General features: G+C 57.1%; 9 protein-coding genes. 4 read left to right on the plus strand and 5 right to left on the minus strand.

Annotated features, from left to right (window positions below):
- Positions 1-5: 5 nt before the first annotated feature.
- Both ygfT and ABLV17_RS21325 read left to right on the plus strand, forming a co-directional pair.
- Entirely contained in the window at positions 6-1943 is a 1938-nt protein-coding gene (gene ygfT, locus ABLV17_RS21320; protein WP_308958294.1) for a formate-dependent uric acid utilization protein YgfT, read from the plus strand.
- Positions 1943-2419, plus strand: a complete 477-nt coding sequence (locus ABLV17_RS21325) for a 4Fe-4S dicluster domain-containing protein (protein WP_308958295.1) — start codon at positions 1943-1945, stop codon at positions 2417-2419. The genes ygfT and ABLV17_RS21325 overlap by 1 nt, the downstream gene beginning before the upstream one ends.
- 132 nt (positions 2420-2551) lie before the next feature.
- On the opposite strand, the gene ssnA is transcribed toward ABLV17_RS21325, so the two are convergent.
- The 3 genes from ssnA to ABLV17_RS21340 form a co-directional block, all read right to left on the minus strand.
- Complete coding sequence (gene ssnA / locus ABLV17_RS21330) at positions 2552-3886, minus strand: putative aminohydrolase SsnA (protein ID WP_308958296.1); 1335 nt, start codon at positions 3884-3886, stop codon at positions 2552-2554.
- Complete coding sequence (gene ygfK, locus ABLV17_RS21335) at positions 3883-6987, minus strand: putative selenate reductase subunit YgfK (RefSeq protein ID WP_087858450.1); 3105 nt, start codon at positions 6985-6987, stop codon at positions 3883-3885. The genes ssnA and ygfK overlap by 4 nt, the downstream gene beginning before the upstream one ends.
- A 269-nt stretch (positions 6988-7256) precedes the next feature.
- Positions 7257-7826: an NTP transferase domain-containing protein gene (locus ABLV17_RS21340; RefSeq protein ID WP_308958297.1), complete on the minus strand. Its 570-nt coding sequence runs from the start codon at positions 7824-7826 to the stop codon at positions 7257-7259.
- A 34-nt stretch (positions 7827-7860) separates the two neighbouring features.
- Here ABLV17_RS21340 and yqeC point away from each other — a divergent pair, with 34 nt between their 5' ends.
- Positions 7861-8619 (plus strand): selenium cofactor biosynthesis protein YqeC, encoded by a 759-nt coding sequence (gene yqeC / locus ABLV17_RS21345; RefSeq protein ID WP_087858452.1) that lies wholly within the window; start codon positions 7861-7863, stop codon positions 8617-8619.
- Positions 8620-8661: 42 nt separating this feature from the next.
- Positions 8662-10287 (plus strand): selenium-dependent molybdenum cofactor biosynthesis protein YqeB, encoded by a 1626-nt coding sequence (gene yqeB / locus ABLV17_RS21350; protein ID WP_308958298.1) that lies wholly within the window; start codon positions 8662-8664, stop codon positions 10285-10287.
- Between the two features lie 80 nt (positions 10288-10367).
- Here the strand turns inward: yqeB and arcC are convergent, their stop codons facing one another.
- Both arcC and hydA read right to left on the minus strand, forming a co-directional pair.
- Positions 10368-11300: a carbamate kinase gene (gene arcC / locus ABLV17_RS21355; protein WP_087858454.1), complete on the minus strand. Its 933-nt coding sequence runs from the start codon at positions 11298-11300 to the stop codon at positions 10368-10370.
- Positions 11301-11311: 11 nt separating this feature from the next.
- The gene (hydA, locus tag ABLV17_RS21360; protein WP_308958299.1) at positions 11312-12718 is read right to left on the minus strand and encodes a dihydropyrimidinase; all 1407 of its coding nucleotides are present in this window, start codon (positions 12716-12718) and stop codon (positions 11312-11314) included.
- Positions 12719-12734: the final 16 nt, after the last annotated feature.

Below are 12734 nucleotides of genomic sequence, written 5' to 3' on the forward strand. Positions count from 1 at the left end.
AGCAAATGAATCGATTTATTGTGGCCGATGTTGCGAACTGTATTGGATGTCATGCCTGCGAAGTAGCCTGCGTCACGGCGCATCATCAGGATGCCTGGCCGGCACAGCGCAGCGCGTTTGTTCCGCGCATCCATGTTGTCTTCCACCGGAATACCAGTACTGCGACCACTTGCCACCATTGCAACGACGCGCCTTGCGCCACCTCCTGCCCGACTCAGGCGCTGTATGTCGCCAACGACAGCATCCAGTTTACCCAGTCCGAGTGTATCGGTTGCAAAAACTGCGTCGTCGCTTGCCCATTTGGCGCAATCGAGATGGTCGCCAGCGGGGAAGATGGCCCGCAACTGGCGCAAAAATGCGATCTTTGTCGCGACCGCCCCTCAGCAGAGCAGGCCTGCGTGGCCAGTTGCCCGACTCAGGCGCTGCGCGTAATGGACGAGAGCGGGCTGAAACGGTTGCAGCGGGAAAGACAAATCCGCTCCGCCCAAGGGCAGCCGCTGGCCGAGCGTCGTGGCGCAAGGCGCGAAGCGTTCCTGGATAAAGCGCCGCGGGTGGGGGCGAAGAAGCTTGCCGCGGAGGAGCGAAAAGGGCATTTTGCCGAGATCTACCAGCGCCTTAGCGAATGTGATGCCGAATATGAAAGCGAGCGTTGCCTGTACTGTGCGCAAAAAGCCTGGTGCAACTGGACCTGCCCGTTACACAACCACATTCCCGATTTCATCAAACTGGTACGTGAGGGAAAAATTATTGAGGCCGCAGAACTCTGTCATCAAAGCAGTTCACTGCCGGAAATTTGCGGCCGGGTCTGCCCACAGGACAGGCTATGTGAGGGCGCCTGTACGCTGAAAAACGAAGGCGGCGCGGTGGCGGTTGGCAATCTGGAGCGTTATATCACCGATACCGCGCTGGCGATGGGCTGGCGGCCAACCACAGGCGAGGTGGCGCCGCGTCGGGAGCGTGTGGCTATTATCGGTGCCGGCCCGGCGGGACTGGGCTGCGCGGATATTCTTGCGCGCGCAGGGGTGCAGGTTGATGTTTTTGATAAACATCCTGAAATTGGCGGGCTGCTGACTTTCGGCATTCCGTCTTTCAAGTTGGAAAAAACGGTAATGGCGCTGCGGCGCGAGATCTTCAGCGACATGGGGATTCGTTTCCATCTCAATCAGGAAGTGGGGCGCGACGTGGACTTTAGCGAACTGCTGGCTAACTACGATGCGGTCTTTTTAGGTGTCGGCACCTACGGACTGATGGGCGCGGGTCTCGATGGCGAAGACGCGCCGGGTGTTATTCAGGCGCTGCCGTTCCTGATTGCCAATACCCGTGAGGTGATGGGTCTTGAAGAGAGCGCCGAATATCCGTTAACCGACATTAAGGGGAAGCGGGTGGTGGTGCTGGGCGGCGGCGATACGGCGATGGACTGTTTGCGCACCGCGGTGCGTCGCGGAGCCGAGAGCGTGACCTGCGCCTATCGTCGCGATGAGTTAAGCATGCCGGGCTCGAAAAAAGAGGTGGTGAACGCGCGAGAGGAGGGCGTGGCGTTTCAGTTTAACGTTCAGCCGCAATATATCCTGCGTAACCGTAAAGGCCAGGTCAGCGCCGTCGGGATGATCCGTACCGAAATGGGTGAACCAGGGCCGGATGGCCGCCGCCGCCCGCGGCCAATTGCCGGTTCAGAATTCGAACTCCCGGCCGAAGTGCTGGTGCTGGCGTTTGGTTTCCAGGCCCACGACATGCCTTGGCTGCGGGGGCACGGCATCAAACTTGACCGCTGGGGGCAGATTGTGACGGGCGGCAAAGGTCGCGGCACCACGCAGACCAGCCATGACAAAATCTATGCCGGCGGCGATGCGGTACATGGCGCCGATCTGGTGGTGACGGCAATGGTTGCCGGGCGCCAGGCCGCAAGCGAAATGCTGGCGCGATTTGACCATAAGGAGCGGTGATGACCCATTTTATTCTTGCCAGTTCACAGGCCTGTATCGGCTGTCGTACCTGCGAAGTCGCCTGCGCACTGGAGCATGTAGCGGAAGGGGCGGAATTTCATCCGCGATTGAAGGTGATGCGACTCGATGCGTTGAGCGTGCCGGTGATGTGCCATCAGTGTGAGAACGCGCCATGCGTCGGGGTCTGTCCGACCGGCGCATTAGCGATGGGCGCCGAACGGGTCGAGGCCGATGCCGGGCGCTGCATTGGTTGCCAGAGCTGCGTCGTCGCCTGCCCATTTGGCGCGATTACTATCGAGACATCGGCAGTGCATCCGCCGGTTATCGTGAAGTGCGATCTCTGCGAGCAGCGAGAAGATGGCCCGGCCTGTGTATCGGTGTGCCCAACGGCGGCAATATCGCTGATGACCGGTGAGGCCCTGGCGGCGCTGCAGAAACAGAGAACTATCGCCAGCGCTAGCTTGTTGAGCTTGTAGGAGAGTCCCGGATGGCGACGCGCTGCGTCTTATCCGGGCTACCCAACGATGTTCCTGCGCTATTTATAGCCCCGCTAGAAGCCAAAAAATAAACCCGGTACAGCGACCGGGTTTTGTTTTTGCGTGATGGGATTACGGCAATGCATCCATCCGCTGCCACATCTTCTTCGCCACCTTCCGCGCTTCGGCGAAAATCGTATCGCAATCAATAGCGAACTGCCGATCCTCATAGACCATGACGCCATTCACCATCACGCTATGAACGTGGCTGGCCCCCATACCGAAGGCGATGTGCCCGGCGAGATTAGCCGCCAGCAGCGGCGTCGGCGGAATATAATCGCTGATGGTTAAATCCGCCTTATAGCCTGCCTCAATACGCCCAAAACGGTCGTTAAAGTTGCGGCTAAGCAGCGTGTTACCGTTGCTTAATGCCCGCGCAAAGCTATCCGGCCACAGCGGCCCGCCGGCATCGCGGTGTTTAAAGAAAGCGAACTTGAGCTCTTCGAACATATCGGAGCCGATGCCGTCGGTGCCCAGCGCCAGGTTGCGAAACGCCGTCAACTGCTGGTTATAACCAACGTGGTTGTTCATGTTAGAGCGGGCGTTATGGACAAGGAAACCATCACGCGCGTTCAGCAGTTCAATATCAGCTTCCGACAGATACAGCCCGTGCGCTACCAGCGTTTTACTATCGATGAGATCGAACTCCGCCAGACGTACCAGCAGATCTTTACCGTAGTGATGGTGGCTATGAGAAACGTCGTAACGGTCTTCCGCCATATGAATATGCAGGCCGCGCCCGGTTGTTTTTAATGCTTCGCGAAGCATTAATAGCCCCTCATCAGGAACCGTAAACGGCGCATGAGCCCCTATATGCGCTTCTACCAGATACGGCTCGTCGCCGCTTTCCCGCGCCCGATCGATTTCGCGGGCAAAGCGGATATTTTCCTCGACGCTTGCCTGAAGTTCCTGCAGCCCGCCGTTACGGTCGGTGGTTTCAAAGCAGGTCATGCCGCGCAGGCCGACCTTGATGAAAGCGTTACGCAACTGGCTTAACGAACCGGCGATATAGTTCGGCGACGCGCTGTGGTCAATGACGGCGGTGCAGCCGCTGCGAATGGCCTCCAGCGAACAGATAAGCCCGCTGTAGTATAAGGATTCCTCATCGAGCGCGCGGTCGAGCCGCCACCACAGATTTTTCAGCGTCGAGATGAAATCGGGACTCGGCGCAATATTGGCCTGAATCCCGCGCGACAGGCCGGAATAAAAATGGTTATGTGAGCAGACCATCCCCGGCATCACCAGCCGACCGCGCATTTCTTTAATACGCGCCTGCGGATAACGCGGGCTCAGGTTCGCGCCTGTTTCGAGAATTCTGTCATTTTCGATGACGATATCGATACCTTCTTCCACTTTTGCCGGGTGAAGCTGGGCAAGAGTGGCATTTTTAAGCACTAAGATACTCATACTTCGACGGCTCCCAGCAAATAGTGATGATGTTGATGAACGTGGCTGATGATGCGGCACATGGCATCCAGCTGCGGCGGTACTTCAACGAACTGACCCTGAGTATCGATTTCCAGCTGCCAGATCAGACCGTCCTGACGGACATGAACCCGCTGCTGTTCCACGAGGAAACCCGGATTACTGCTGTTGTTGAAATCCTGTTCGAGGCTAAAAACGGTGACCTTGTCTTTATAAGGTTTGCCTTGCCATGGGCAGAACTGCGCGCAGTTGCCGCATTCGTTGCAGTACGCATCGAGGTGCAGCGTCTGGAAGCGGTTGTCGAACCCCGGTACCGCAATTGAGACATTGGCGCGGTTCGGGCAGACATCAACGCACTTGCTGCAGACGTAATTACATTCGAGGCAGCGTTCCGCCTCCTGCGCGACAAAAGCATCGCGGTCGTCTTTATCAACCTGAGCGATAGCAATGGTCCCTTTGCGGCGGTAGATGTCCGCGGGATCGACGTTATTCCACTGTTTATCGCCGAAGTGGCTGCGGATATTCTCGCGCTTAAGGATTGCGTCGCTGGCGCGACGGGCGTTGCCTATCGCCGAGACGATTGAAGAAGGGCCACGCTGTACGTCGCCAATCAGGAAGACGTTAGCCAGACGGCTTTCGCCATCAGCGTTAACTTCAGGCCAGCCGTGGTCGTTGAGCGGGATCCCCATAGCCGCCAGCGCTTCGCCATCCTGCTGTTCACCGATGGCGGTAATCAGCGTATCGACCTGCAGCGTCCAGGTTTCATCGGTGGGCATTGGGCGACGTCGACCTTGTTCATCAGGCTCGCCGAGGGCCATGGTGCGGACGGTCAGCGTGCCGTCAGCGGCGAAATGCTCCGGGTTACTGAGAAAACGGAACGTAACGCCATCCTGAAGGGCTTCTTCGTACTCCTCGCGCCATGCCGGCATCTCCTGCTGGGAGCGGCGATAAATCACCGTCGCTTTCTCAACGCCCGGGATGCGCAGCGCCGCGCGGGCGCAGTCCATAGCGGTGTTACCCGCACCGACAATGGCCACGTGTTTACCCACGTTCAGGCGATCGCCTTGGTTGAACGCCCGCAGGAAGTTGAGCGACTTATGAATATTCGGATTGTCGCCGCCAAGCTTCACGCCGCTGTTTTTGTCGGTGCCGGTGCCGATCAGTACATAGCGATAACCCTCCTGACGGAGTTTTTCGACGGTGAGATGCGGGTCGCAGCCGTAGACAATGTTGACGCCGTGATTAACAACGAACTCAATATCCTGCTGGATAAGTTCAGCGGGAATGCGGAAATGCGGAATGATATTTTTTACCACTCCGCCCGCGTTGGCTTCGCGTTCAAAGAGCGTGACCGGGTGGCCGGCGCGGGCGAGGAAGTAGCCCGCCGCCAGCCCCGCCGGGCCTGCGCCAATCACCGCAACCGGATTTCGGCTGCCGGAACCTGCCGGTTTATGCCAGCGGCGTTGGTATTCCGGCCAGCCTTTCTCAAGGGCGATTTTTTTCAGCTCGCGGATATTTAACGCGCTGTCATAATCAAGACGCGTACAGTTGTACTGGCACTGGTGATCGCAGATGTGACCGGTAATCGCCGGCAGCGCGTTACGTTGATAGATAAGCTCCAGCGCATCGGCATAGCGCTGTTCGCCCATCAGGCGAATGTATTCCGGAATATCCTGTTTGATGGCGCAGGCGCTGACGCAAGGGGCGACGTAGCAGTCGGTTAACGGCAGCGGCTCGCCAACGTCGATGCGATCGTCAGGCTTCCAGTGTTTTTGCGTGTACTCCATGCTGACCGCTTTTTCCGCCAGCGCGTTCAGGCGCTTGACGTCGACCTGATTCATCTCCCAGCCATCGGCCTGCTCCAGCTCGCGCATGCACTGGCTAAGACGCAGATAACCACCGGGTTTCAGCAGGTCGGTCGCCATGGTAATGGGGCGGATCCCGGTTTCAAAGATATCGCGAATATTGAGCTGGCTGGCGCCGCCGGAGTAGGAGATCGGGAGTTTGCCGTCGAATTCACGCGAGAGCAGCGCCGCAACGTTGATGGAGAGCGGGAACAGCGCGCGGCCGGACATATACATCTCATCGCCGGGCAGTGCGCCTTTATTGTTGACCGTGCCGAGGGTGTTGGTCAGCTTCACGCCGAAGCCAAGTTGTTTACTTTTCGCCAACGCCATCAGGCGCGTCAACATTTCCAGCGCCTGGCCGATTTTAAGATCGTGTTCAAAAGATTCTTCATTCAGACCGATATAGTCAAAGCCGCAGGTGTCGAGAATTTCGCGTACCCGCGGGTAGCCCAACAGCGTCGGATTGAGCTTCACGAAGGTGTTGAGTTGTTTCTCTTCCAGCATATAGCGGCAGATCGCTTCGATTTCATCTGGCGGGCAACCATGCATGGTAGAGAGGGTAACCCCTTGTACCAGTTTTGCAGGAATGCGTTCCGCGAGCGTCGCCAGCCGTGGGCGAATATCATCCAGCGACAAGCGGGTGAGGAAGGCGTCATCATGCAGCCAGCGGTTCAGCGTGTCGCGGTACTGGGTAAATTTGGGTTGCCCGGCGGCGTTCATCATATTATCGATAAACTGCTGCATCGGCGGTTGCTTGATCCCTTCCAGGTTATAACCGACGCTCATATTGAAAATAAAGGACTTACCGTTCTTCGCCGGCGTGAACGGGAAAACCTCTTCCAAAAGATGCAGAATAAACCATGCTTTAAGATACTCATCCCACGCTTTTTGCAGCGTAAATTCCGTAGACCATTCGGTGTTAAAGCATTCGTCTTCAGCATCGATGCAGGGTTTTTCCAGCTCAAGCCGGTCGAGGATCTGTACGGTTTTCAACTCGATAAATCGCCCACCGGTGAGCCAGGCGGTGATGATGTTCTGCGCCAGTTGGGTATGCGGCCCGGCGGCGGGACCGATTGGGGTGGCGCAGCTTTCGCCGAAGACGCTTACCCGGCGTTGGTTGACGGGCGAATAGAACTGCTGCTCAGGAATACCAAAAATGGAATGGTGTTGTTGATACTCATCGAAAATGCGCGTCAATAATTCCTCAAACGGGACGGGACGCATGATATCCCCCATAACCCTCTCCTTTATTTGTGCAATCAAATTTGCCGGTTAGTAGTGCTTATTCCGACGGATAGTTAAGGAGGAGCAACAATCGAACCAGTTATTAAAGGCAGAAGGTTTGAATAATTAAAAATGTGAGAGAGATCTAAAGAACACCTGGCTTTGTGAATAGGCTCACGCTATGGTAATGAGAATTAAAATCACTCTATATTTTTATCCGGCGGGATTTCTCAAAATAAACGGCGAAATATCACAATGATAATTTCCCGACAAAGGCATGATTAATCCTGGTTTTGCAGGCGAATAAAATCAGCAGGGGTATCGATATCCCAGACCATTTGCGGAAAATCTAACTCCAGGCAGCGATGGCGGCTTTGTAATAACCGTTTGCGCATTGAGCCTGGTCCATCGAGAGTGATAAGTTGGCGCAAGTGCGCGCCGGCAATAAGAATGGGATGGCCCGGTACGCCTTGATATTGCGGAAGAAGAGCGCTGTCTCCGCGATGTTGCCACAGCCGCTGGAAAAGTGCAGCCGGCAGGCAGGGTAAATCGCCGAGGGTGATAAAACAAAAGTTGTTTCGCACTCGGCTCGCGCCAGCACAAACAGAAGTAAACAGACCCTGCTGATAGTTGGGATTATAAACCAGGGTTATTTGCGGATGCGCCGAATAGCGTTGATGTAACTCCTCTGCGCGAAAACCGCTCACCAGAATAATACGCGAGCAGAATTGCAGGGCATTTTTTATACTTGCATCAAGTATTGTCGTTCCACGCCAGGGTAACATCATTTTCCACTGTCCCATCCGGGAGGACAATCCGGCGGCGGTAATAATACAATCGACCTGTCTCATACTCCTCCCTGAATAATGGAATCCTGGCCAGCGCATGGAAAATATACCGCATATGCAATCGCTGTTTTGTGATTTAGGCGTAAATGATGGTCCGCTGCTCATTTCCGCCGTCGGCGCGGGAGGCAAAACCAGTACCTTAATGTGGCTGGCGCAGCGTTTTCTTGAGTCTGGCCGGCGAGTTCTGCTCACCACGACTACCCATATGTATCTCCCGGCATCACTACCTGTGGTGATTTGCCGCGAACCGCTGGCGCTGCCTGTCGAGGTTTGGCAGCGGCCGCTGCAGGCCTGTTACGCCTCATGGCTCGCCCCTGCGGGTAAGGTTCGTGGGTTTAGCCCGCAACAGCTTGATGCGCTGGTTGCCGCGGGGCGCGTGGATGTGGTGCTGGTAGAAGCTGACGGGGCTCACGGTTTCGCTTTAAAAGCGCCAGCTGAGCACGAACCTTGCATACCTCAATCCTGTTGCTGCGTTATTGCCGTCATGGGGGCCTGGAGGCTCGGGCAAAACGTTGGGCCAGCGACCGTTCATCGCTGGCCCCTTTTTTCCCGGATCACCGGCGCGGCGCCGGATACGGCGCTGAGTTGGCCAATGCTGCATCGCTTAATTACGCATCCGCAGGGAGCGTTTAAAGGCGTTCCGCCATCCAGTCGCCGGATCCTGCTGCTGAATCAGCTTTCTCAAAATGAGAATTTACCGGAGGAGGCGCTGTTGCAGCAGTGGGGGATTAACGCACTGTGGGCGGGAGCGGTACAAGAGCAACCCGCGATAACGCGACGACGAACAACAGAGTGACGCCCCGGCTTGGGCGCATAGCGGATATCCATTGAGGTTGTTATGAATATTTTCTCTGAAGCGGCAAAACTCGAAGCACAGAATCGCCCGTTTGCGCTGGCGCAGATTGTCGATAGCCGCGGCTCAACGCCGCGCCATTCGGCGCAGATGTTAATTCGTGAAGATGGTTCGATAGTCGGCACCATCGGCGGTGGCATGGTTGAGCGCAAAGTGATTGAACAGGCGCTGGAAGCGCTCAGCGAAAAAGCGTCGCGCATGTTTCATGGGCGGATGGCGCGCAGCGGCAGCGATGCGGTCGGCTCCGATTGCGGCGGGGCGATGTCGGTCTATATTAGCATACATGGCCTGCGCCCGCGTCTGGTGCTGATCGGCGCCGGGCACGTGAACCGCGCGGTGGCGCAAAGCGCGGCGCTGCTCGGTTTTGAGGTGGCGGTGGCCGATATCTATCCAGAGAGTCTGAACCCCGACTATTTTCCGCCGGCAACGCAGTTGCTGCATGCCGAAACCTTCAGTGAGGCGGTGGAAAATCTGGCGATCCGCGGCGATGACTTTGTGTTAATCGCCACCAATAACCAGGATCGTGAAGCGCTGGATAAACTGATTGAACAACCGGTCGCCTGGCTTGGGCTGCTGGCGAGCCGCCGTAAAGTCCAGGTGTTTTTACGCCAGTTGCGGGAGAACGGCGTTGCCGCAGAACATATTGCCCGCCTACACGCGCCGGTCGGCTATAACATTGGCGCCGAAACGCCGCATGAGATAGCGATTAGCATTCTGGCGGAAATCCTGCAGGTAAAAAATCGTGCGCCAGGCGGCCTGCTGATGGCGGCTGCCACGCCTGCGCAGCAGCAGTTGGTCGCTATTCGCGGCGCCGGCGATATCGCCAGCGGCGTGGCTCTGCGCCTGTGGCATGCCGGGTTCAAAGTGGTGATGCTGGAAGTGGCGAAGCCGACGGTTATCCGCCGTAGCGTCGCTTTTGCCCAGGCAGTCTTCGACGGTGAAATGACGGTAGAAGGGGTGATGGCGAAGCGGGTGTCATCCGCTCAGGAGGCCATCCGGGTAATTGAAAATGGCGTGATTCCGGTATTGGTGGATCCGCTGTGCGAATCGCTGACTGAACTGCGCCCTGTCTGCGTGGTGGATGCCATTCTGGCGAAAGAGAATTTTGGTACGCAACGAGAAATGGCGCCAGCGGTTATTGCGCTGGGTCCTGGTTTTTGCGCCGGCGTGGATTGCCATGCGGTGATTGAAACCAATCGCGGTCATTGGCTGGGGCAGGTGATTTACGATGGCAAAGCGCAGGAAAACACCGGGGTTCCAGGTAATATTCTTGGGCATACTTCCCGGCGGGTGATCCGCGCGCCGGGGGCCGGGGTGATGCGAGCGATGGTGGCGCTGGGTGATATTGTTAACGAAGGCGATATCATCGCCACCGTCGGCGAGGCCGAGATTATTGCGCCACTAAGCGGTATGGTGCGTGGTTTGCTCAGCGATGGGTTAGTGGTTGATAGCGGCTTTAAAATTGGCGATATCGACCCGCGCGGCGCCAGCGCCGATTTTACCAGCGTCTCCGATAAGGCGCGCGCCATTGGCGGCGGGGTGCTTGAGGCGCTGATGACGCTGATGAATAAAAGAGTAAAAGAGAAGAGTGAGTTATTGTCGGTGGCGTAGATAGCAGCACGAAGCCGGTGTTGATGGCCTCAAAATCCCCGGTGGCGCTACCGCTTACCGGGGCTACATTCGGTGCCTTTTTACCCTTCAATGACCGTACCGGTTTTTCCTTCAATCCCTTCTTTGGCTTTATTTAATACGGTGATGAGCGCTTTGCGTCCCGGACGTGAACGGGCGAATGACGCGGCGGCCTCAACTTTCGGCAGCATTGACCCCTTAGCGAAGTGGCCTTCACGAATGAACTGCTCGGCATCGCTGAGCGACAGCTTATCCAGCCACTGCTCGTTGGGTTTGCCAAAGTTGATTGCCACTTTCTCGACCGCGGTCAGGATGATCAACATGTCGGCGTCGATCATCGCCGCCAGTTTAGCGCTGGCCCAGTCTTTATCAATTACCGCGCTGGCGCCGCGCAGATGATTGCCTTCGCGGATTACCGGGATCCCGCCGCCGCCCGCGGTGATCACCACGTGGCAGGCGTCCATTAGCGCTTTGACCGTCTCTTTCTCAATAATATCAACCGGCTGCGGCGAGGCGACAACCCGGCGATAGCCGCGTCCGGCATCTTCTTTCATGATGTACCCCTGACGCGTCAGCTGTTCCGCTTCCTGTGCCGTGAAAAAAGAGCCGATAGGTTTGGTCGGATTTTTGAACGCCGGGTCGTTGGCGTCGACTTCCACCTGGGTGATGATTGTCGCCACCGGGATATGCATCGATCGCGACAGCAGCTCCTCGCGCAGGGCGTTTTGCAGGTCATAGCCGATATAACCCTGGCTTAGCGCCACACAGACCGACATGGGCAGCATCGGGGTATGGGCCTCGGTTTTGGCAGCGGCTTCGAAGGCAAGGTTAATCATCCCAACCTGCGGGCCGTTGCCGTGGGTCACGACCACCTGGTGGCCCTGAGCTATCAGGTCGACAATAGCCTGCGCGGTTTGTTTGACGGCCTGCATTTGTCCGGCCAGATCCTCGCCGAGCGCGTTACCGCCGAGGGCGAGTACAATTTTCTTACTCATGAATACCTCACTTAAGATATGATTCCGCTGACCGGAAGGTGAGCGGTAGAAAAGGGATCGCGGCGTAAGAAGCGCCCTTGGCCAGCGCTGCCGGTAAAGGTGCCATTATCAAAAATGACCCGACCATGCGATAAGGTCTGGCGAATCGCGCCCTGGCAGATAAAGCCCTCCCAGGGTGAATAGTCGGCGTTGTCATGCAACATCTCATGGCGGATCGTGGTGGTGCGCTGCGGGTCGATAATGACGACATCGCCGTCTGCGCCGGGCGCTAATCGTCCTTTTTTCGGCCACAGGCCAAATAGCTTCGCGGGAGTGGCGCTGGTTAGCGCGACGAAACGCTGCGCTGAGATCCGCCCGGTCATGACGCCGTGGGAAAACATGAGCAACAGGCGGTTTTCCACCCCCGGTAGGCCGTTCGGACAGCGGCTGAAATCGCCGCCGGAGAGCTGCTGGCGTTGGGCCATCGAGAAAGCGCAGTGATCGGTCGCCACCACGTCGATCGAACCATCGGCGATACCACACCACAGCGCATCATTGTTGCTGGCGTTGCGCAGCGGCGGGCTTAACAGATATCCCAGCGCGTCTTCGCGTTCATAGCACCGGTCGTCAAGCAGCAGATATTGTGGACAGGTTTCAATCCACACCGGCTGGCGCCGCCGCTGGGCGAGACGCAGATAATCCAGCCCCAGGCCGTTGGAGAGATGAACGATATACAGCGGCGCGTTGTCGGCGAGCTGGGCGAGGTTGATCATTCGCGCGATAGCCTCCGCTTCACACTCCAGCGGGCGGCTAAGGGCGTGGTAGCGCGGCGCGGTTTTACCGGCCGCCAGAAATTCGGCCCGTTTACGGGCGATAGCGGCGTCGTTTTCCGGATGAACGGTGGTTAGTGCGCCGGCGCGGTGGAGATGGCGCATCGCCTGAAGCACTTCATCATCGTTCAACTTATACTGGTAGGTCAGGTAGAGCTTGAAGCTGCTAATCCCGGCTTCAACCATCATCGGGATTTCATCGAGGATGGCATGGTTGATATGCTGGATAACGCCGTGAAAACTGTAGTCTATCACCGCTTTGTAGGCAGCATATCCGTGATAGGCCTCTAGCTGGTGACGAAGGCGGCAGCCGGCGGGGCCGAAGCCCATATGATCGACGATAGTGGTGGTACCGCCGCAGGCGGCGGCGCGGGTGCCGGTGAAGAAATCATCGCAGCTGCGGGCATGCCCGGTATCAATATTAAAATGAGTATGAACGTCAATGCCGCCGGGCATGACATAGCAACCTGCGGCATCGATAGTCTGGCAAGGTTCGGTCGGGGTAATCCGTTCGGCGAGCTGGCTGACCAGGCCGTTTTCAATCAGCAGATCCTGTTTTGCCTGGCCGTCGGCGTTGACCACGATGCCGTTTTTAATCAGTACGCGCATAAAAACTCCAGACTCC

Origin of the sequence: Klebsiella sp. CN_Kp091 (assembly GCF_040065095.1) — a bacterium.
In the GTDB taxonomy this organism is placed as follows: Bacteria; Pseudomonadota; Gammaproteobacteria; order Enterobacterales; family Enterobacteriaceae; genus Klebsiella; species Klebsiella aerogenes.